Raw genomic sequence first — 20,360 nt, 5'->3', positions numbered from 1 at the left:
GGCACCAGTGGACCTACGACAACTGCAGTATGCCGCCTTCGACTTGGCTCTACCTGAGTCGTGCCATGAGGGCATGCTCGACCAGGGTGATCAGCGCACTCTTGGCGTCCGCGCGGTGGCGGGCGTCCGTGGTGATGATCGGGGCGTCGGGCCCGATCTGCAGGGCCTCCCGCACCTCCTCCGGCGTGTACGGCTGATGTCCGTCGAAGCCGTTGAGGGCGATGACGAAGGGCAGTCCGCTGTTCTCGAAGTAGTCGACCGCGGGGAAGCAGTCGGCGAGGCGCCGCGTGTCGACGAGGACGACCGCGCCGATGGCGCCGCGCACCAGGTCGTCCCACATGAACCAGAAGCGGTCCTGGCCGGGCGTACCGAAGAGGTACAGGATCAGGTCCTGGTCCAGGGTGATACGGCCGAAGTCCATGGCCACCGTGGTGGTGGTCTTGTCCCCGGTGTGGGTGAGGTCGTCGATGCCTGCCGAAGCAGACGTCATGACGGCCTCCGTGCGCAGCGGGTTGATCTCCGAAACGGCCCCGACGAACGTGGTCTTGCCCACGCCGAAGCCACCCGCCACCACGATCTTCGCCGAGGTGGTCGAACGGCTCTCGGAGACCGTCCCGCCGCTAGAGCTTGCGAAGTCCACTGAGCACCCTTTCGAGCAGTGTCACGTCCGGGGCGCCTGTCGCCTCGTCGCCGCCCGGCTGGTGCACGGCGACGAGTCCCGCCTCCGCCAGGTCCGCCACCAGGATCCGGGCGACGCCCAGCGGCATGTTGAGCAGCGCCGAGACCTCGGCGACCGACTTCACCTCTCGGCACAGGTGGCAGATGCGCTGGTGCTCGGGGAGGAGCCCCATGAGCGCTGCCGGGTCGGCCGTCGTACTGATCAGTGCCTCGATGGCCAGCTGGTAGCGCGGCCTGGTCCGGCCACCGGTCATCGCATAGGGACGGACCAGTGGCTGGTCGCCCTCGTCCTCGTACGGCTCCGCGTACGGATCATGAGAGGCGGTGGGCGGGGTCATGAATCCTCCGGGCGGGACAGCAAGCGGTCAGTCGAGCCGTCGGAAGGGGCCGGTGGGGGGAATTGTGGCGGCCGGACGGTTTTTTGGTGAGACGGGTGGTGCCGGGGCCGGTCAGTGAAGCAGACTTCCCTGCAGTTCGGCGCGCAGGTCCGGAGTGAGGACCGCCCCCGCGCGGTCGACCAGGAGCGCCATCTCGTAGCCGACGAGGCCGATGTCGCACTCAGGGTGTGCGAGCACGGCGAGGGACGAGCCGTCGGAGACGGACATGAGGAAGAGGAATCCCCGCTCCATCTCGACGACCGTCTGAGCGACGTTGCCGCCCTCGAAGATCCGTGAGGCGCCGGCCGTCAGGGAGGTCAGCCCCGAGGCGACGGCCGCGAGCTGGTCCGCGCGGTCGCGCGGAAAGCCCTCGGAGAGCGCCAGGAGGAGACCGTCGGCGGACACGACGACGGTGTGGGACACCCCGGGGGTGTTGTCCACGAAGTTGGTGATCAACCAGTTGAGGTTCTGTGCCGCCTGGCTCATCGGGCTCAACTAACGCTCCTGCTGGTGAGTGGGCCGCGGGAAGCTGCCGGTCTGTGCGGACCCGGCCTGACGACCCTGTGCGATACCCCGACGGAGATTGGTCAGCCGGCCGCGCACGTCATCGGGGGCGCGCGAGACCTGAGGACCGCTCTGGTGGGACTGCTGCTGAGCCGTGCCCGGGACGAGGTTCGCCTTGGGCACCCGGCGCGGCAGGCCGGAGGTGGTGACGCCGCCCGCGGCCGGCTTGCGGACGCGTTCGGCCTGCTTGACGAGCTCGTCGTTGGGCGAGCTGCGCCAGGCGGTGTCGGACCGCTGCGAGCCGGTCGGGCTCTGCGGTTGCGGGGACTGCTGGGGCTGCTGCTGCGCCGGGGCGGGGCCGTCGCCCTGCTGCTCCTGCGCACCGCCGTTGCCGCCGCGGAACCAGTTGGTCTCCAGCGTGTCGTACAGCGGCGTACGGCCGTCGCCCGGACCGGTGGCCGGGGGCAGCGCCCACTGGTCGGACGGCTGGCGCTGCTCCTGCTGCGGCTGCGGCTGCGGGGCCTGCGGACGCGGGGCGACGGGACCGCCGCCGTGCGTGCCGTTCACCCGCGGGCGCTCGAACTGGCTCGTGGAGGACGGGTCGCCGGAGCGGTCGGGCAGGACGTAGTGGCCGGTCGCGCCGTTGTCCTGGCCCGGGGCCGGGTACTGGCCGGCCGAGCCGTTGTCGTAGCCCTGCACGGCGGGGAACTGGCCCGTGGGGGCCGGGTTCTGCGCGTCGGGCCGGCCGCCCTGCGGGGCCCCGAAGATGTCACCGCGGACGAACTGGCCCGTGGACTGGGCGCCGTTCGCACCGGGTCGGGCGTACTGACCGGTGTCCGGGCCGGGCGCGTTCTGCTGCTGCTCGTCGAACCGCGGGAACTCCGCCGTGGCTCCGGGACCCTGCCGGTCGTCGAAGCGAGGCATCGCGGCGGTCCGGGAGACGTCCGGCTCCTCGTGGCCGCGCGGGGCGTCCATCGGGGTGCGCGGCGCCGGCGGCCGGGCGTTGTCGTCGCTCCAGCTCGGCGTGCGCTGCTGCTGGTCGCCGCCGGGCAGTTCCGGGCGGACGCCGTCACGCGGCGGGAGCTGGGGACGGCGGCCGCGCTCGGCGGGGGCGTTGCCCCGCTGCGGCGGCACCTGACCGCGGGCGCCGCCGAAGGCGTCCTGGCCCTGGTTCCCGCCCGGACCCGCGGCCCGCGGGGCGTTCGGACCCTGCTGCTGCCCGAAGCCGGCGCCGGCGCCCGCCGGAGCGGGACGGCCCTGCGGGGGAGCGGAGGGAGCGCCCTGGTCGAACAGCGAAGGCGGCTGGTTGCCCGAGGGGCCCTGCGGTCCCCGGCCGGGCAGCGCGGTCCGCGGTCCCTGGCCGGCCCCGAGGCGCCCGCCGGGCACACCCCCGCCGGACTGGCCGGCCCCGGCGGAGCGCCGTGCGGCGGCGGCGCCCGCGGCGGCCTGCGCGGCGGCCGGACCACCGGCGCCCACGCCCGGCTGACCGGGCTTGCCCTGCGGCTTCTTGCCGCCCTGGGCGACGTCGACGGGCAGCATGACCAGCGCGGTCGTACCGCCGGAGTCGGACGGGCGGAGCTGGATCCGGATGCCGTGGCGCTGCGACAGACGGCCGACCACGAACAGACCCATGCGGCGGGAGACGGAGACGTCCACGGTGGGCGGCGAGGCGAGCCGCTCGTTGATCGCCGCGAGGTCCTCGGGGGACAGACCGATACCGGTGTCGTGGATCTCGATCAGCACCCGGCCGTCGGGCAGGGCGTGACCGGTGACCTTGACCTTGGTCTGCGGGGAGGAGAAGGAGGTCGCGTTCTCCAGCAGCTCGGCGAGCAGGTGCACGAGGTCGTTGACGACCCGGCCGGCCACTTCGGTGGTCGGCACCGAGGCCAGCTCGATGCGCTCGTACTGCTCCACCTCGGACGCGGCGGCGCGGAGCACGTCGACCAGGGGGACCGGGCGGGTCCACCGGCGGCCGGGCTCCTCACCCGCGAGGACGAGGAGGTTCTCACCGTTACGGCGCATACGCGTGGCGAGGTGGTCCAGCTTGAACAGCGAGGACAGCTGGTCCGGGTCGGCCTCGCGGGACTCCAGCTCGGAGATCAGCGAGAGCTGGCGCTGGATCAGACCCTGGGAGCGGCGCGAGAGGTTGGTGAACATCGCGTTGACGTTGCCCCGCAGCAGGGCCTGCTCTGCGGCGAGGCGGACCGCCTCGCGGTGCACGTCGTCGAAGGCCGCGGCCACACGGCCGATCTCGTCCCGGGAGTGCACACCGACCGACTCGACGGTGGTGTCGACGTCCTGCGGGTCCGACTCGGAGAGCTGCTTGACCAGGTCGGGCAGGCGCTCCTGGGCGACCCTGGTCGCGGTGTCCTCCAGGCGGCGCAGCGACCGGATCATGGACCGGGCCACGACGAAGGCGCCGACCAGGGACACACCGAGCACGATGAGGATCAGCGCACCGGAGATGATCGCGTCGCGCTCGGTGGCGCTGCGCAGCTCACGGGCCTTCTGTTCCATCTCCTCGAGCAGCGAGTGCTCGATGTTCTTCATCTGCTGGATCTTGGTGGAGCTGTCGTCCAGCCAGTCACGGTAGGAGCGCGCGCCCACCGACTGCAGACCGAACTCGGAGGCCAGCGCGCGGCCGGCGTACTCGTCGGTCGCCCTGATCGTGGTGTTGCCCTCTTCGATGGGCAGCAGCAGGTCGGCGGAGGGATTCTCGCCGTAGATGCTCTTGAAGACGCGGAGCTCGGACTTCTGGCTCTCCAGGGCCGACTGGGCGTAGAGCCGGTCGTTCTCGGTGAGCTTGCCCTTGGTGGTGTTGCTGGAGGGCAGCGCCGCGGCCAGGACGGCGCGCTGGACCGACGCGTACTCCTTGGCGGAGGAGAAGGACGCCAGGGCACGCGTGCGCTGGATCATGTCGGGGTTGCTGGTCGCCTCCGCCATGTCCTGCGAGAGGTCGATCAGGTTCTCGATCAGGCGGTGGTAGCCCTCGACGGTCTGCGTGGAGTTGTTCTCCTGCTGGAACGCCGTGTTGCGGATCTTGGCGAGCTCGCTCAGGTCGCCGGCGAGCTGGACCAGGTTGTCGCGGACGCCCTTGAGGTTGCCGTCCTTGCTCGCCGCGTCGATCTCCTCGGAGCTGTCGAGGAAGTTCGACATCGCGCGGTCGGTCTTCTCGCGGTAGCCCTTGACCGAGAAGTCCGTGCCCTTGCCGCCGTGCGCCAGCGGACCGGCCGACTGGTCGCGCTCCTCCTGGAGCGCGTGGGCCAGCTCGGTGGCCTGCTTGGTCATGTCCGTCAGCAGCTTCATGTTGTCGAGCTGCTGGATGTCGTCCATCGACTGCTGGATGCGCAGCGCGCCGAGCGAGGTGGCCGCGACCACCGGCAGCGCGAGCAGCGACACCAGACGGGTCGAGATCCGCCAGTTGCGCAGGGCTATGCGCGGGCCCGGGCCGACCGGACCGGCGGGGGCGACCGGCGGCGTGGTCGGGGGTGTGGACGGCGCGCCCGCACCGGGGCGCTCGCCGCCGTGGTCACCGGGCGGGGTCGGCCCCTGGCTCTGGGCGTGCTGGGGCGAGGAGCTGACGGCCTTGGGGCCAGTCCCGCCCTGCGGCTCCGGCTCCGCCGAAGCGCTGCCATCCCTCTTGAAACGTCCCTGCACTAGCGTCGCAACCTCTGAACCAGGCGCCCCTCCGCGTGAACGGGGAGGCACGGTGTCGGCGTCATAGGGGCGCCCTGAATACGCCCCCGTGGTGGTCGTGATGGTCCGGCGCCGGTTCCCCCATCTCGCCGCCGCTCGGCGCGTGGTCGCGCCCCCTGTGCGCCGGCTCGATCCCTGCGGCGGTCCGTGAGATTCCAGCACAGTGCAGGATCTCCAACAAGGCCCGTAGGCCTACCCGTGACATACATGACACCCCGTGTCCGGCGGGTCACCAGTCGTAGAACGGGATCTTGACGATTTCGGGCATACCGGCCCGGACCGGCAGGGCCGGGCGGGTGTCCCAGTCGGCATGATCAGGAGCGGAATGGTGGCTTCAGGGGCTCAATGTCCGATTCCGGTCGCCGGTGCGCGCGTACGGAATGTCCGGATTGCCATGCACTTCGTGAGCAAACTCACACCCTGATCACGACTCCCCGCCCCGGGCCGTCGGGAATCGACTGTTTAGCCTGACGCTTTACAGGGACGGCAGAACCGACAACCCGCGCCCGCGTGAGGATCTTCCCGAGCCTCCGGGCGCCCGTGCACAGGACAGGGTCAAGTAAACAGTGAAGACGACGACGATGTTCCACAAGATCGCCAACCCGCGGCGCACGACGCTCGCGCACCTCGACGGTGCCGGCGACCTGCAGAAGCCGGTGCAGCAGGAGCACCCCGTCGAACTTCCGGCCCAGACGGCCAACCCCAGGCGCACCGTCCTCATGGAGATCCCGGTCGCGGCCGGCGCCGCGGACTGACACCGGTTCGTACGCGCGGCGTCCGAAGAACGTTCAAAGCGCGCCGAGCACCCACGAGGGGCGCCCCACCGCGGGGCGCCCCTCGTCGGTGCGCCGGGGCCGGACCCCTGCGCGTTAGCCTGGGGCGTCAGACTCCAGCCGCTTCAGTCAAGGGGACCAGCATCCCGTGCGCATCGCCAGATTCTCCATCGACGGGAACGTCGCCTTCGGCGCGGTCGAGGGCGAGAAGCAGGACGAGCTCGTCCTGGACATCATCAAGGGCATCCCGTTCTCGGACTTCGAGCTCTCCGGCACCAAGGTCCCGGTGAGCAAGGTCAGGCTGCTGCCCCCGGTGCTCCCCAACAAGGTGGTGGCCTTCGGGCGCAACTACGCGGACCACGCGAAGGAGATGGGCAACGAGGTGCCCGACGCCCCCTTCGCCTTCTTCAAGCCCGCCACCTCGGTCGTCGGCCCCGGCGACGAGATCCAGTACCCCTCCTTCTCCCAGGAGGTGCACCACGAGGCCGAGCTCGCCGTGGTCATCGGCCGGCTCTGCCGCGAGGTCCCGCGCGAGCGCGTCAAGGACGTGATCTTCGGCTACACCTGCGCCAACGACGTCACCGCGCGCGACGTCCAGAAGCGCGAGAAGCAGTGGGCGCGGGCCAAGGGCTTCGACACCTCCTGCCCGCTCGGCCCCTGGGTGGAGACGGACCTCGACATCGCCGCCGCGCACGACCTGACGATCCAGCTCACGGTCAACGGGGACCAGCGCCAGCTCGGCCGCACCAGCGAGATGATCCACTCCATCGAGGACCTGATCGTCAACATCTCCGAGGCCATGACCCTGCTCCCGGGCGACGTCATCCTCACGGGCACCCCGGCCGGGGTCGGCCCCCTGCACGTCGGCGACGAGGTCGCCGTCACCATCGAAGGCATCGGCACTCTCACCAACAAGGTTGTCAAGCGTGGCTAGCGCACCTGTACGCGTCCGTTTCTGCCCCTCGCCCACCGGTAACCCGCACGTGGGCCTGGTCCGCACCGCCCTGTTCAACTGGGCGTTCGCCAAGCGCCACGGCGGCACCCTGGTCTTCCGCATCGAGGACACCGACGCGGCCCGCGACTCCGAGGAGTCCTACGACCAGCTGCTGGACTCCATGCGCTGGCTGGGCTTCGACTGGGACGAGGGCCCCGAGATCGGCGGCCCGCACGCGCCGTACCGCCAGTCGCAGCGCATGGACATCTACCGGGACGTCGCGCGCAAGCTGCTCGACGGCGGCCACGCCTACCACTGCTACTGCTCCCAGGAGGAGCTGGACGCCCGCCGCGAGGCCGCCCGCGCCGCCGGCAAGCCGTCCGGCTACGACGGCCACTGCCGCGAGCTCACGCCCGCGCAGGTCGAGCAGTACCAGGCCCAGGGCCGCGAGCCGATCGTCCGCTTCCGGATGCCCGACGAGCCGATCACCTTCACCGACCTGGTCCGGGGCGAGATCACCTACCTGCCGGAGAACGTGCCGGACTACGGCATCGTGCGCGCCAACGGCGCCCCGCTCTACACGCTGGTCAACCCGGTCGACGACGCCCTGATGGAGATCACCCACGTCCTGCGCGGCGAGGACCTGCTGTCCTCCACCCCGCGCCAGATCGCGCTGTACAAGGCGCTGATCGAGCTGGGCGTCGCCAAGGAGATCCCCGCCTTCGGCCACCTGCCGTACGTGATGGGCGAGGGCAACAAGAAGCTCTCCAAGCGCGACCCGCAGTCCTCGCTCAACCTCTACCGCGAGCGCGGCTTCCTGCCCGAGGGCCTGCTCAACTACCTGTCGCTGCTCGGCTGGTCGCTCTCCGCCGACCAGGACGTCTTCACGATCGACGAGATGGTCGCCGCCTTCGACGTCTCCGACGTCAACCCCAACCCGGCGCGCTTCGACCTCAAGAAGTGCGAGGCGATCAACGCCGACCACATCCGCATGCTCGACGCGGAGGACTTCGCGGAGCGCTGCCGCCCCTGGCTGCGCGCCCCGCACGCCCCCTGGGCGCCGGAGGCCTTCGACGAGGCCAAGTGGCAGGCCGTCGCCCCGCACGCGCAGACCCGCCTCAAGGTCCTCTCCGAGATCACCGACAACGTCGACTTCCTGTTCCTGCCGGAGCCGGTCTTCGACGAGGCGTCCTGGAACAAGGCGATGAAGGAGGGCTCCGACGCCCTGCTGCGCACCGCCCGGGAGAACCTGGAGGCCGCCGACTGGACCTCCGCCGAGGCGCTGAAGGAGGCCGTCCTGGCCGCCGGCGAGGCCCACGGCCTCAAGCTCGGCAAGGCCCAGGCCCCGGTCCGCGTCGCGGTCACCGGCCGCACCGTCGGCCTGCCGCTCTTCGAGTCGCTGGAGGTCCTGGGCAAGGAGAAGTCCCTGGCCCGCATCGACGCGGCCCTGGCGAGGCTCGCCGGCTGACCTCACCCGCCGTGCAGGGGCGGCTCCCGGACACGTCCGGGAGCCGCCCCTCGGCGTTCCCCGGCGCCCCCGCGCGGGTCCCGGTACCGTCGGTGCCATGGACATCCGCGCCGTGGTCTGGGACGTCGACGACACGCTGTTCGACTACACCACCGCCGACCGGGAGGGCATGCGCGCCCACCTGGCCGTCGAGGGGCTGCTCGCCGGGTACGGCTCCGTGGAGGAGGCGCTGGCGCGCTGGCGGGAGATCACCGACCTGCAGTGGGCGCGGTTCGCCGCCGGCGAGGTGGACTTCGAGACCCAGCGCCGCGACCGCACCCGGGTCTTCCTGGGCCGCGAGCTGACCGACGCGGAGGCGGACGCCTGGTTCGACCGCTACCTGGTCCACTACGAGTCCGCCTGGAGCCTGTTCCCGGACGTGCTGCCCGTGCTGGACGCCCTCGCCGGCAGCCACCGGCACGCCGTGCTCTCCAACTCCAGCCTGCACGTGCAGGACCGCAAGCTGCGCGTGCTGGGCGTGCACGACCGCTTCGAGGCCGTCCTGTGCGCCGCCGAGCTGGGCGTGTCCAAGCCGCATCCCGGCGCCTTCCTGGCCGCCTGCCAGGCCCTCGCGCTGCCTCCGGACCAGGTCGCGTACGTCGGGGACCACCCGGAGATCGACGGCCGGGGCGCCGCCGAGGCCGGGCTGCTCTCGGTGTGGATCGACCGCGCCGACGCCCGCGCGACCCTGGAACCGCCCGAGGGTCCGCGGCGGATCGCGTCCCTCGCCGAACTGCCCTCGCTGCTGCGCGGCGATACTCGTTTTGGAGCCCCGACCTCCTTCGGGTAATGTTCTTCCTGCGCCGCGGGGAGCGGGCCGGAAGGCCGGAGCCCCGAAGCGCAGAACTAGAACGAGAACCCCTCCGGGGCTTGCGTTCCAGTGGCCTATGGTGTAATTGGCAGCACGACTGATTCTGGTTCAGTTAGTCTTGGTTCGAGTCCAGGTAGACCAGCAGGATCTGTGGAAACGCATGATCCACGCCCCCGTTGTGTAGCGGCCTAGCACGCCGCCCTCTCAAGGCGGTAGCGCCGGTTCGAATCCGGTCGGGGGTACACCGGCGAAAGCCCCCCACCTCGGTGGGGGGCTTTCGTGCTGTCGGTCACTCGATGCCGTACCGCCGCGCCGACTCCTCCTCCTGCGCCAGCCGGTGCAGGGCGCGCAGCACCGGCTCGAACAGCACCGCCGACGCCACGGCCACCTCCACCTGTTCCTTGAGCGTGTCGTACGTCTCCATGTAGTCGAGCTGCCGGGACGCCACCTGGTGCATCAGCCGGGCGTACGGCGCCATCAACTCGGCGTCCCATGGATAACCGAGCCGCCGCAGTGTGGCCACCGCCACCACCAGCGAGCGGTGCACGGGGGAGAGGGAGGCCATCTCCCGCGAGGTCTCCCAGCCCAGCGACTCCAGCAGCCGGTCCACCTCCGCGCGGGCCGCCACCACGTCCGGGTCCTCCTCGTCCGGCTCCGGATCCTGCGGCAGCGCCCACAGGGCCGCGCCGAGGCGGATCGTGCGGCCGAGGGACTCGTCGTCGATGTGGCTCAGCACCTCACGGGCCTTGGCCACCGGGACGCCTCCCACCTGGATCAGCGCGCGCACCAGTCGCAGCCGCCGCAGGTGCTCCTCGCCGTACTCCGCCGTGGTCGCGTTGACGCGGCGGCCGGGCGGCAGCAGGCCTTCCCGCAGGTAGTACTTGATCGTCGCGGTGGACACACCGCTGCGTTCGCTCAGTTCAGCCAGCCGCACCTCTTGCGCCTTTCATGGGATAGCAAGACTATCCAAGAGTTCCCCGGGGAACTCGTCCAGCCCACCCTATGGATCCGGGAGTGAGACATGCGGCGCAGGTTCACGGTCGCCGAGCGCACCACCGCGGCGGCGGAGGGCGACGTCGTCGTCCTGCTGATCGGCATGCGGATCAACCGCTTCCGGGCGGTGCACCACTGGCTGCCCGTCCTGGTCTCCATGCGGCGCATGCTGCGCGAACTCGGCAGGCGCCCCGGGAGCGGACTGCTCAAGCACCTCCTCCTCACGGCCTCGCCGCGGACGTACTACGTCGTCCAGTACTGGGAGTCCAAGGAGAAGCTCTACGCCTACGCGCACGCCCCGGGCACGGTCCACCACAGCGCGTGGACGTCTCTCAACCGCAAGGAGCGGGAGGGCAAGGCGCGCGGCCACGTCGGGATCTGGCACGAGACGTACGTGGTGCCGCAGGGCAACTACGAGGCGGTCTACGTCGACATGCCGGCGTTCGGACTCGCGGCCGCGCACGGACGGACACCGCTGGAGAAGCGCGGCCGGCGTGCCGAGGACCGGTTCGCGTACCGGCCGGAGAAGCCGGCGACGGCGGACGTGACGGAGAGGACCGCGCCGTCGGCGGTGGCCGACGGCGCGTGAGACGGGGGAGGGTCCGCCGCGGCGTTGGGGCGGACCCGTCCCCCGTGGACGTTGTCGTGGGCGGGGGGACGCTCAGGAGCGGCGGAGCGCCTCGGAGAGGCGGGCGGCGGCGTCGATGACGGCCTGGGCGTGCATCCGGCCCGGGTGCCGGGTCAGGCGCTCGATGGGGCCGGAGACCGAGACGGCGGCCACCACACGGTTCGACGGGCCGCGCACCGGGGCCGAGACGGACGCCACACCGGGCTCGCGCTCGCCGATCGACTGCGCCCAGCCGCGGCGCCGTACGCCGGAGAGGGCCGTCGCCGTGAACCGGGCGCCCTGCAAGCCGCGGTGCAGCCGCTCGGGCTCCTCCCAGGCCATGAGGATCTGCGCCGACGAGCCTGCTTTCATGGTGAGCGTGGAGCCCACCGGTACCGTGTCCCGCAGTCCGGACAGACGCTCCGCCGCGGCGACGCAGATGCGCATGTCGCCCTGGCGGCGGTAGAGCTGGGCGCTCTCGCCCGTCACGTCGCGCAGGTGGGTCAGCACCGGGCCCGCGGTGGCGAGCAGCCGGTCCTCGCCCGCGGCCGCGGCCAGTTCGGCCAGGCGCGGGCCGAGGATGAACCGCCCCTGCATGTCACGCGCCACCATGCGGTGGTGCTCCAGCGCCACGGCCAGGCGGTGGGCCGTGGGTCGTGCCAGTCCGGTGGCACCGACCAGTCCCGCGAGGGTGGCCGGGCCGGACTCCAGAGCGCTCAGGACGAGTGCTGCCTTGTCCAGAACGCCGACGCCGCTACTGTTGTCCATGCAACGATACTCGCGTCTCACTCTGTGAAACGCAAGTTCAATTTTCCGTGGAACCCGCCACTCTTGAAGCACGAAGCAACGCGGCCCGTGGACCACCGGGCCTGACGGCGGACGCCCGGTGTCAGGGGCGCGGGCGCCGTCTCACAGATCTCTAGTTGGGCCGGAGGGCAACGTGCCGGCCGGAGGGAAAGCGATGGGTAGGACACTCGCGGAGAAGGTCTGGGACGACCACGTCGTCCGGCGCGCCGAGGGCGAGCCCGACCTCCTCTTCATCGATCTGCACCTGCTGCACGAGGTGACCAGCCCCCAGGCCTTCGACGGCCTCCGCAAGAACGGCCGCCGGGTGCGCCGTCTCGACCTCACCATCGCGACCGAGGACCACAACACCCCCACCCTCGACATCGACAAGCCCATCGCCGACCCGGTCTCCCGGGTCCAGCTGGAGACGCTGCGCAAGAACTGCGCGGAGTTCGGCGTCCGGCTGCACCCGCTGGGCGACGTCGAGCAGGGCGTGGTGCACGTCGTCGGCCCGCAGCTGGGCCTGACCCAGCCCGGCATGACGGTGGTGTGCGGCGACTCGCACACCTCCACCCACGGCGCCTTCGGCGGACTGGCCTTCGGCATCGGCACCTCCCAGGTGGAGCACGTCCTGGCGACCCAGACGCTGCCGATGACCCGCCCCAAGACCATGGCCATCACGGTCAACGGCGAGCTGCCCGAGGGCGTCACGGCCAAGGACCTGATCCTGGCGATCATCGCGAGGATCGGCACGGGCGGCGGCCAGGGCTACGTCCTGGAGTACCGCGGCGAGGCCATCGAGAAGCTCTCGATGGAGGCCCGGATGACCATCTGCAACATGTCGATCGAGGCCGGCGCCCGCGCGGGCATGATCGCCCCCGACGAGACGACCTTCGCGTACCTCGAGGGCCGTCCGCACGCCCCGAAGGGCGAGGACTGGGACGCGGCCGTCGCCTACTGGAAGACGCTGAAGTCCGACGACGACGCCGAGTTCGACGCCGAGGTCGTCATCGAGGCCTCCGAGCTGTCGCCCTTCGTCACCTGGGGCACCAACCCGGGCCAGGGCGTCCCGCTTTCGGCGTCGGTCCCCGACCCGGCTTCGTACGAGGACGCCTCGGAGCGGCTCGCCGCCGAAAAGGCCCTGGAGTACATGGGACTGGAGGCCGGACAGCCGCTGCGCTCCATCGAGGTGGACACCGTCTTCGTAGGTTCCTGCACCAACGGCCGCATCGAGGACCTGCGCGCCGCCGCGGACATCCTCCAGGGCCGCAAAGTCGCCGACGGCGTACGGATGCTGGTCGTCCCCGGCTCCGCGCGGGTGGGTCTGCAGGCCGTCTCCGAGGGCCTTGACGTGATCTTCAAGGAGGCCGGCGCCGAGTGGCGGCACGCGGGCTGCTCGATGTGCCTGGGCATGAACCCCGACCAGCTCGCCCCCGGTGAGCGCTCCGCCTCCACCTCCAACCGCAACTTCGAGGGCCGGCAGGGCAAGGGCGGCCGGACGCACCTGGTGTCCCCGCAGGTCGCCGCGGCCACCGCGGTCCTCGGCCACCTGGCCTCCCCGGCCGACCTCGCCGCCGCCGACGACCGCACGCCCGCTGGAGTCTGATCAGTCATGGAAGCATTCACCACCCACACCGGCCGGGCCGTCCCGCTGCGCCGCAGCAACGTCGACACCGACCAGATCATCCCCGCCCACTGGCTCAAGAAGGTCACGCGGGACGGGTTCGAGGACGGGCTGTTCGAGGCCTGGCGCAAGGACCCCGAGTTCGTGCTCAACCGCCCCGAGCGGCAGGGCGCGACGGTTCTGGTGGCCGGCCCCGACTTCGGCACCGGCTCCTCCCGCGAGCACGCCGTCTGGGCGCTGCAGAACTACGGCTTCAAGGCCGTGATCTCCGCCCGCTTCGCCGACATCTTCCGCGGCAACTCGCTGAAGAACGGCCTGCTGACGGTCGTCCTCGACCAGAAGACCGTCGACCGGCTGTGGGAGCTCACCGAGGCCGACCCCACCGCCGAGATCACCGTCGACCTCGAGGCCCGCGAGGTGCGCGCCGAGGGCGTCACCGCCTCCTTCGAGCTGGACGAGAACTCCCGCTGGCGGTTGCTGAACGGCCTCGACGACATCTCCATCACGCTGCGGAACGAGGCGGACATCGCCGCGTACGAGGCGAAGCGCCCGTCGTTCAAGCCGCGGACGCTCACGGCCTGACCCCCTCGCGCGGTCGAAGTCCTCGGCAGAGGTCGACTTTCGGCCACCGCGACACCCCGCCCGTACCCCCGATCGGTCCGATCGGGGGTACGGGCGTCTTCGTACCCGTTCGGCTCCGCGTGCCCTCTTGAGAGCCGCCAACTTGCCACGTTAAGAAGGTGGTTGCCGGGGTACACGTGTCACGTGCCCGTGAGCTCCGGGTGTGTGCGGACGGCCGTCCGGCGCGGCAGTTGCCCCCTGCGCAGGCGACAACTCGCCCCAGATGGCACAATCTGTGCATGGAACACGACGGCCAACTCCAGCTCTATACGGCGGTCGCGGTCCGGCTCAAGGAAGCGCACTCGAGGGTGCGCGCACTGCAAGTCCCGGAGGGCGTACGGATGGCGCTGACCCGGAAGCTGCTGGTCATTACGGCCGCGGCCAAGCACGATCTCGCCGGTGCGGCAAGGCGTCTGGAGCGGTTCATCGCGGACCTCGACGCGGGGCGAATCCCCGAAGAGGAACGCTGAGCCAGTCGAGACAACCGAGTCCGTTGCGGCACAAGGGTGATTAGCCCGTTTCGTGTTTGATTTGCGGTATATATCTGCCTAACGTGCGAAAAGCTTGAACACATTCGTTCTGGCGATGTCTCCGAAGGGGAAGACGTGAACAAGGCGCAGCTCGTAGAAGCGATTGCCGACAAGGTGGGCGGCCGCCAGCAGGCCGCCGACGCCGTCGACCACGTACTGGACGCCATCGTCCGCGCGGTCGTCGCGGGGGAGCGGGTCTCGGTCACCGGCTTCGGTTCGTTCGAGAAGGTCGACCGCCCGGCCCGCTACGCCCGCAACCCTCAGACGGGTGAGCGGGTTCGGGTCAAGAAGACCTCCGTCCCGCGCTTCCGCGCAGGTCAGGGCTTCAAGGACCTGGTCAGCGGCTCGAAGAAGCTGCCGCGCGGCGGTGAGGTCGCTGTGAAGAAGGCTCCCAAGGGCAGCCTCAGCGGCGGCGCTTCGGCGACGGTGAAGAAGGCCGCGGCGAAGAAGACCACCGCCAAGAAGGCCACCGCCAAGAAGACCGCCGCGAAGAAGACCACCGCCGCCAAGAAGGCTCCCGCCAAGACGACGGCGACCAAGACCACGGCGAAGAAGGCCCCCGCCACGTCGACGGCCGCGGCCAAGAGCACCGCCGCGAAGAAGACCACGGCGAAGAAGGCCCCGGCGAAGAAGGCGACGGCCAAGAAGGCCCCCGCCAAGAAGTCGACCGCGCGCAAGACCACCGCCAAGAAGACCACCACCCGCAAGAAGTAGCGGACGCCTGGTCCCCCCTTCGGGCAAGCGGTACTCACGCGTCGGGCCGGACTCCCCCGGGAGTCCGGCCCGCGGTGTGTCCGAGGCCGCTCACGGACGCGGTCAGAAGGTCTGCAGCGTCACCAGCGTGATCCGCAGGGACGCGCCCTCGCCCTCCGTCTCCAGCCGCACCCGCTGCCCGGGACGCAGCAGCCGCAGGCCGCCCGCGTCGAACGCCGCGGCGTCGAAGGGGACCGGGGTGCCGTCGTCCAGCAGCACCTGACCGCTGCGGCTGTCGGGGTCGTAGGTGTACGCGGTGGCCTGCATGTGCGGCAGCCTACTGCCGCCCGGCGGGCAGCCGCGCGGCGGCCGCGGCCGTGCGGGGACCGACGCCCAGCGCCAGCGCCGCCCGCAGATCGCCGCCCGTGTCCACGTCCTGCCGTACGGAGTCCACCGCGTCGAGCGTCAGCTCCACCGCGCCGGACGCCCGGTGCAGGGCGCGGGAACCGGCGCCGAAGTGCGGACGCAGTTCCCGGCCCCGGCTCGCGGCGAGCAGCGTCGTGCCGAGCCCCGCGGAATCCGCGAGAAAGGACCGGGGGAATTCCGCCGCCGCGTCCAGGACCCGGGCCAGTTCCGCCGGGCGCAGCGCCGGCAGATCCGCGTTCAGGGCCGCCACCGAGGCCGCGCGGCGGGCGGCGCCCACCACCGCCGCGGCGTGGGTGAGCGCGGCGTTGAGCCCGGCCCGCGGCAGGTCGGGCACGGTCCCGGCGCCCAGCGCGGCCAGCTCCCGGGCGGCCAGCGTGTCGTCGGTGACGACCACCACATCCCGCACCGCCGGGCAGTCGAGCGCGGCCGCCACCGTGTCCTGGGCGAACGCGAGCGCCAGACCCGGCCGCAGACCGTCGTCCGCGGTGTCCGCGAGCCTGCTCTTGGCCTGCGGCAGGGGCTTCAGGGGTACCACCAAGGTCCACTGCACGAGTGTTGCGTCCCTCTCTTGTCACGGTCATTGTCACCCGGGGCGGCCGACGGCCGGGGGAGCGGGCGTACGGTGTTCTCGACAGACCGGCGGCCCGGGGCGACACTTGTGCGGCCCGCCCGGCCTGAGGGGGCCGGGACCTGGGCCTGTCGTCCGTAAGAGGAAGGTGTACTTGTGCCGCGCCGCAGAATCGGCTTCTGGTACCGCTTCGCCGCGGTGCTCTGCAAACCGCCGCTGGTGGTACTGCTCAAGCGGGACTGGCGCGGAATGGAGAACATTCCGGCCGAGGGCGGATTCATCACCGCGGTGAACCACAATTCGCACATCGATCCTCTGGCCTACGCGCACTTCCAGTACAACACCGGCCGTGTTCCGCGATTCCTCGCGAAGAGCGGGCTTTTCAGCAAGGGATTCGTCGGCGCCGCGATGCGCGGCACCGGGCAGATCCCCGTGTACCGCGAGAGCACGGACGCGCTGAGCGCCTTCCGCGCCGCGATCGACGCCGTCGAGCGCGGCGAGTGCGTCGCCTTCTATCCCGAGGGCACCCTCACCCGGGACCCGGACGGCTGGCCGATGACCGGCAAGACCGGCGCCGCGCGCGTCGCCCTGCAGACCAAGTGCCCGGTGATCCCGGTCGCCCAGTGGGGCGCCAACGAACTGCTGCCGCCGTACGCCAGGAAGCCGCGGCTGTTCCCGCGCAAGACCAGCAGGGTGCTGGCCGGCCCCCCGGTCGACCTCTCGCGCTTCTACGACCGGGAGATGACCCCGGAGCTGCTCAAGGAGGCGACCGAGACGATCATGGCGGCCGTCACCCGCCAGCTCGAGGTGTTGCGCGGCGAGAAGGCCCCCGAGACGCCCTACGACCCGCGCGAGGAGCGGATGGAACAGCGCCGCAGGACGCACGCGCAGCGGCGGCGGGACCGGGACGCCCGGCAGGACGGCGCACGGGGCGAGCGGACCGCCGTGCGGGAAGTACGCGAAGAGGGGCTGGGCACGTGAGCAAGCCGGTCAAGGCGGCCGTCTTCGGCACCGGATCGTGGGGGACGGCCTTCGGCATGGTCCTCGCCGACGCGGGCTGCGACGTCGTGCTGTGGGGACGGCGCCCCGAACTCGCCGAGGCGGTCAACTCCACCCGCACCAACCCCGACTACCTGCCCGGGGTGGAACTCCCCGAGAACGTGCGGGCCACCTCGGACGCCGCCGAGGCCGCGCGCGGCGCGGACTTCACCGTCCTCGCGGTGCCCTCGCAGACGCTCCGCGGCAACCTCGCCCAGTGGACCGACCTGCTCGCGCCCCGCACGGTGCTGGTCTCCCTGATGAAGGGCGTCGAACTCGGCTCCGCGATGCGGATGAGCGAGGTCATCGACGACGTCGCCAAGGTCGGCCGCGAGCGGATCGCCGTGGTGACCGGCCCCAACCTGGCCCGGGAGATCGCCGCCCGGATGCCGGCCGCCGCCGTGGTCGCCTGCACCGACGAAGAGGTCGCCCGGCGGCTCCAGACCGCCTGCCACACCCCGTACTTCCGGCCGTACACCAACACCGACGTCATCGGCTGCGAGCTGGGCGGCGCGGTGAAGAACGTCATCGGCCTGGCCGTCGGCATCGCGGACGGCATGGGCCTCGGCGACAACACCAAGGGCTCGCTCATCACCCGCGGCCTCGCCGAGACCACCCGGCTCGGCGTCGCGCTCGGCGCGGACCCGCTGACCTTCTCCGGACTCGCGGGCCTGGGCGACCTGGTGGCCACCTGCTCCTCGCCGCTGTCCCGCAACCACACCTTCGGCACCAACCTCGGCAAGGGGCTGACCCTGCAGGAGACCATCGCGGTCACCAAGCAGACCGCCGAGGGCGTCAAGTCCTGCGAGTCGGTGCTGGACCTGGCCCGCCGGCACGGCGTCGACATGCCGCTCACCGAGACGGTCGTGGAGATCGTGCACGAGGGCAAGCCCCCGCAGGTGGCTCTCAAGGACCTGATGTCGCGCAGCGCGAAGCCCGAACGACGCTGAGCGACGGCCCCCTCCGTTCGGCCCACGCACGGCGTTGCGGGCGCTGTGTCCCGGCTCCGGCAACGGGTACGCTCGTCGCGATATGAGCACCGAGAACCTCCCCCAGAGCCCCGACTCGCCGTCGCGCAAGCCGCGTGTGGCCGTCGTGTTCGGCGGGCGCAGCTCCGAGCACGGGATCTCCGTGGTCACCGCCGGCGCCGTCCTCAAGGCCATCGACCGGACCAGGTACGACGTCCTGCCGATCGGCATCACCCAGGACGGCCGGTGGGCGCTCACCGCCGACGAACCGGAACGCATGGCGATCGCCGAGCGCCGCACGCCCAGCGTCGACCAGCTGGCCGAGTCCACGGAGGGCGCGGTGGTGCTCCCCGTCGACCCCGCCGACCGCGAAGTCGTGTACAGCGAGCCGGGATCGGTGCCCAAGGCGCTCGGTGAGGTCGACGTGGTCTTCCCGGTGCTGCACGGCCCCTACGGGGAGGACGGCACGCTCCAGGGCCTGCTCGAACTTTCCGGCATCCCCTACGTGGGCTCCGGTGTGCTGTCCTCGGCCGTCGGCCAGGACAAGGAGTACATGAAGCGGGTGTTCACCTCCTTCGGGCTCACGGTCGGCCCGTACCTGGTGATCCGGCCGCGCGAGTGGGCGCAGGACGAGGCGGCGGCCCGCAGGCGGATCGTGGACTTCGCCGGCGACCACGGCTGGCCGCTGTTCGTGAAGCCCGCCCGCGCCGGCTCGTCCATCGGCATCACCAAGGTCGACGACCTCTCCGGCCTGGACGAGGCCATTGCCGAGGCCCGGCGCCACGACCCGAAGATCCTCGTCGAGGCGGCGCTGCGCGGCCGTGAGATCGAGTGCGGCGTGCTGGAGTTCACGGACGGGCCGCGCGCCTCGCTGCCCGCCGAGATCCCGCCGCCGGACGCGCACGCGTACTACGACTTCGAGGCGAAGTACATCGACTCCACGCCCGGCATCGTGCCCGCGCCGCTGACCGACGAGGAGACGGCCGAGGTGCGCCGGCTCGCGGTCGAGGCGTTCGACGCGGCCTCCTGCGAGGGGCTGGTCCGCGCGGACTTCTTCCTCACCGAGGACGGCGAGTTCGTGATCAACGAGATCAACACCATGCCCGGCTTCACGCCCATCTCGATGTACCCGCAGATGTGGCAGGCGACCGGCGTGAGCTACCGGGAACTCGTCGACCTGCTGATCCAGGCGGCGCTGCGCCGGTCCACCGGGCTGCGCTGAGCCCGGTTCCGCACACGGGTCGGCTCAGCCCGGTTCCGCACGCGGGTCAGGAGGCGATCCCCTCGGGGATCGCCTTCTTCACGGCCGGGGCCAGATCGATCAGCACGCCCGTGCTGTCCCGCCCGTCGACCACCCTGACCTCGACGTACGCCTCGCGGTTGGCGGTGGTGAAGCGCTGGACGCCGTCCTCCTGCCTCTCCATCAGCCAGTCGACGCCGTTCACACCCCCGGGTACCGCGTCGGCGTCCTGGCCGTTGGCCACCTTGGGATCGGTCATCTTCGGCGGCCGCTCCACACCGCACCGCAGTATGATCGCCACGCCGCCCCAGCCCGCGGTCAGTTCGGACGCGGGTTCGGGGTCGTCGCGGCTCTCACCGTCCACCGTCGCCGGCAGGACCTGGTCCAGGTCCTGACACAGCCCGGTGACCTTCGCGTCCGGGCTGGGAACCGCCGCGGACACGTTGTCGTCTGCCGAGGAGCAGCCCGCGACGGTGATCAGCACCGCGAGAGCGGAGCAAACGGCGTGCCGGTGGCGGAAGGAGTTCACCGGCACAGGGTAGACGGGGGCTACAGATGCACCACCGGACAGGTCAGGGTGCGGGTGATGCCGTCCACCTGCTGGACCTTGGCGACCACCATGCGTCCCAGGTCGTCGACGGTGTCGGCCTGGGCGCGCACGATGACGTCGTACGGACCCGTCACGTCCTCGGCCTGGACGACTCCAGGGATCTTGCCGATCAGATCGGCGACGGTCGACGCCTTGCCGACCTCCGTCTGAATCAGGATGTACGCCTGTACCACGGAACCTCCAGGGCGGCCACGAGGATCATGTGGGGAAAAGGAACGCCACGGTACCGCGTCGCCGCTCGTCGCGGGGAGACCTGCGGGAACCGGGCCGTGCGCGCCGGGGTACAGGCACGGCGGACATGGACGGTCAGTTCGACCGTAGCGAGGACTCGGACGACCCGCGACCGGGCACGGACAGGGATAGAAGGGGCGAAAGG

22 protein-coding genes and 2 tRNA genes are annotated in these 20,360 nt (G+C 71.2%); 14 read left to right on the top strand and 10 right to left on the bottom strand.

Annotation, left to right across the window (positions count from 1 at the left end):
- Positions 1–49: 49 nt before the first annotated feature.
- The 4 genes from C1708_RS09690 to C1708_RS09675 form a co-directional block, all read right to left on the bottom strand.
- Positions 50–640, bottom strand: coding sequence for a GTP-binding protein (locus C1708_RS09690; RefSeq protein ID WP_106412275.1), 591 nt, complete (start codon positions 638–640; stop codon positions 50–52).
- Positions 621–1,016 carry a DUF742 domain-containing protein gene (locus tag C1708_RS09685; RefSeq protein WP_006130593.1) on the bottom strand — a complete coding sequence of 132 codons (396 nt, stop codon included), beginning with the start codon at positions 1,014–1,016 and terminating at the stop codon, positions 621–623. Before C1708_RS09685 ends, C1708_RS09690 begins: the two co-directional genes overlap by 20 nt.
- Positions 1,017–1,127: 111 nt before the next feature.
- The gene (locus tag C1708_RS09680) at positions 1,128–1,541 is read right to left on the bottom strand and encodes a roadblock/LC7 domain-containing protein (protein ID WP_004983056.1); all 414 of its coding nucleotides are present in this window, start codon (positions 1,539–1,541) and stop codon (positions 1,128–1,130) included.
- A gap of 9 nt (positions 1,542–1,550) precedes the next feature.
- Positions 1,551–5,216 carry a nitrate- and nitrite sensing domain-containing protein gene (locus C1708_RS09675; RefSeq protein ID WP_106412274.1) on the bottom strand — a complete coding sequence of 1,222 codons (3,666 nt, stop codon included), beginning with the start codon at positions 5,214–5,216 and terminating at the stop codon, positions 1,551–1,553.
- 605 nt (positions 5,217–5,821) lie between these two features.
- On the opposite strand from C1708_RS09675, the gene C1708_RS33720 reads away from it, so the two are divergent.
- The 6 genes from C1708_RS33720 (at position 5,822) to C1708_RS09650 (ending at position 9,522) form a co-directional block, all read left to right on the top strand.
- Complete coding sequence (locus C1708_RS33720; protein ID WP_133169060.1) at positions 5,822–6,010, top strand: hypothetical protein; 189 nt, start codon at positions 5,822–5,824, stop codon at positions 6,008–6,010.
- Between the two features lie 166 nt (positions 6,011–6,176).
- A complete protein-coding gene (locus C1708_RS09670; RefSeq protein ID WP_106412273.1) occupies positions 6,177–6,962 on the top strand; it encodes a fumarylacetoacetate hydrolase family protein in 786 nt (261 codons plus the stop codon).
- Positions 6,955–8,430 carry a glutamate--tRNA ligase gene (gene gltX, locus C1708_RS09665; protein ID WP_403473643.1) on the top strand — a complete coding sequence of 492 codons (1,476 nt, stop codon included), beginning with the start codon at positions 6,955–6,957 and terminating at the stop codon, positions 8,428–8,430. The genes C1708_RS09670 and gltX overlap by 8 nt, the downstream gene beginning before the upstream one ends.
- A 97-nt stretch (positions 8,431–8,527) precedes the next feature.
- Complete coding sequence (locus C1708_RS09660; protein WP_106412271.1) at positions 8,528–9,259, top strand: HAD family hydrolase; 732 nt, start codon at positions 8,528–8,530, stop codon at positions 9,257–9,259.
- 91 nt (positions 9,260–9,350) lie between these two features.
- Positions 9,351–9,422, top strand: a tRNA-Gln gene (locus tag C1708_RS09655).
- A gap of 27 nt (positions 9,423–9,449) precedes the next feature.
- Positions 9,450–9,522 (top strand) — tRNA-Glu (locus C1708_RS09650).
- A 47-nt stretch (positions 9,523–9,569) separates the two neighbouring features.
- On the opposite strand, the gene C1708_RS09645 is transcribed toward C1708_RS09650, so the two are convergent.
- On the bottom strand, positions 9,570–10,214 hold the full coding sequence (locus tag C1708_RS09645; protein WP_106412270.1) for a MerR family transcriptional regulator: 645 nt from the start codon (positions 10,212–10,214) through the stop codon (positions 9,570–9,572).
- 87 nt (positions 10,215–10,301) lie between these two features.
- On the opposite strand from C1708_RS09645, the gene C1708_RS09640 reads away from it, so the two are divergent.
- On the top strand, positions 10,302–10,862 hold the full coding sequence (locus C1708_RS09640) for a DUF4188 domain-containing protein (RefSeq protein WP_106412269.1): 561 nt from the start codon (positions 10,302–10,304) through the stop codon (positions 10,860–10,862).
- Between the two features lie 72 nt (positions 10,863–10,934).
- Here C1708_RS09640 and ndgR read toward each other — a convergent pair whose 3' ends face one another.
- Positions 10,935–11,648, bottom strand: coding sequence for an IclR family transcriptional regulator NdgR (ndgR, locus tag C1708_RS09635; protein ID WP_006130487.1), 714 nt, complete (start codon positions 11,646–11,648; stop codon positions 10,935–10,937).
- A 193-nt stretch (positions 11,649–11,841) separates the two neighbouring features.
- Between ndgR and leuC the strand changes: the two genes are divergently transcribed.
- The 4 genes from leuC to C1708_RS09615 all read left to right on the top strand — a co-directional run bounded on the left by leuC (position 11,842) and on the right by C1708_RS09615 (position 15,155).
- A complete protein-coding gene (leuC, locus tag C1708_RS09630) occupies positions 11,842–13,272 on the top strand; it encodes a 3-isopropylmalate dehydratase large subunit (protein ID WP_106412268.1) in 1,431 nt (476 codons plus the stop codon).
- A gap of 6 nt (positions 13,273–13,278) precedes the next feature.
- On the top strand, positions 13,279–13,872 hold the full coding sequence (leuD, locus tag C1708_RS09625; protein ID WP_106412267.1) for a 3-isopropylmalate dehydratase small subunit: 594 nt from the start codon (positions 13,279–13,281) through the stop codon (positions 13,870–13,872).
- Positions 13,873–14,150: 278 nt separating this feature from the next.
- Positions 14,151–14,381 (top strand): SCO5555 family protein, encoded by a 231-nt coding sequence (locus tag C1708_RS09620; protein WP_106412266.1) that lies wholly within the window; start codon positions 14,151–14,153, stop codon positions 14,379–14,381.
- 135 nt (positions 14,382–14,516) lie between these two features.
- Entirely contained in the window at positions 14,517–15,155 is a 639-nt protein-coding gene (locus C1708_RS09615; RefSeq protein WP_106412265.1) for an HU family DNA-binding protein, read from the top strand.
- A gap of 102 nt (positions 15,156–15,257) precedes the next feature.
- On the opposite strand, the gene C1708_RS09610 is transcribed toward C1708_RS09615, so the two are convergent.
- Positions 15,258–15,461: a hypothetical protein gene (locus C1708_RS09610; RefSeq protein ID WP_031024169.1), complete on the bottom strand. Its 204-nt coding sequence runs from the start codon at positions 15,459–15,461 to the stop codon at positions 15,258–15,260.
- Positions 15,462–15,471: 10 nt separating this feature from the next.
- Entirely contained in the window at positions 15,472–16,110 is a 639-nt protein-coding gene (cofC, locus tag C1708_RS09605) for a 2-phospho-L-lactate guanylyltransferase (RefSeq protein WP_106412264.1), read from the bottom strand.
- 174 nt (positions 16,111–16,284) lie between these two features.
- Between cofC and C1708_RS09600 the strand changes: the two genes are divergently transcribed.
- The 3 genes from C1708_RS09600 (at position 16,285) to C1708_RS09590 (ending at position 19,356) form a co-directional block, all read left to right on the top strand.
- Positions 16,285–17,109, top strand: a complete 825-nt coding sequence (locus tag C1708_RS09600; RefSeq protein WP_106412263.1) for a lysophospholipid acyltransferase family protein — start codon at positions 16,285–16,287, stop codon at positions 17,107–17,109.
- The gene (locus C1708_RS09595; RefSeq protein WP_106412262.1) at positions 17,106–18,116 is read left to right on the top strand and encodes an NAD(P)H-dependent glycerol-3-phosphate dehydrogenase; all 1,011 of its coding nucleotides are present in this window, start codon (positions 17,106–17,108) and stop codon (positions 18,114–18,116) included. Before C1708_RS09600 ends, C1708_RS09595 begins: the two co-directional genes overlap by 4 nt.
- Positions 18,117–18,198: 82 nt before the next feature.
- Entirely contained in the window at positions 18,199–19,356 is a 1,158-nt protein-coding gene (locus C1708_RS09590; protein ID WP_106412261.1) for a D-alanine--D-alanine ligase family protein, read from the top strand.
- A gap of 46 nt (positions 19,357–19,402) precedes the next feature.
- Here C1708_RS09590 and C1708_RS09585 read toward each other — a convergent pair whose 3' ends face one another.
- Together C1708_RS09585 and C1708_RS09580 are read right to left on the bottom strand one after the other, a co-directional pair.
- Entirely contained in the window at positions 19,403–19,903 is a 501-nt protein-coding gene (locus tag C1708_RS09585) for a DUF3515 domain-containing protein (RefSeq protein WP_106416231.1), read from the bottom strand.
- A gap of 20 nt (positions 19,904–19,923) precedes the next feature.
- Positions 19,924–20,157 (bottom strand): Lrp/AsnC family transcriptional regulator, encoded by a 234-nt coding sequence (locus tag C1708_RS09580; protein WP_004983019.1) that lies wholly within the window; start codon positions 20,155–20,157, stop codon positions 19,924–19,926.
- Positions 20,158–20,360: the final 203 nt, after the last annotated feature.

It is taken from the genome of Streptomyces sp. DH-12, assembly GCF_002899455.1.
Classification (GTDB): domain Bacteria; phylum Actinomycetota; class Actinomycetes; order Streptomycetales; family Streptomycetaceae; genus Streptomyces.
Note: the sequence above shows the minus strand (reverse complement) of the source record. Positions and strands in the feature narration are given on the sequence as shown.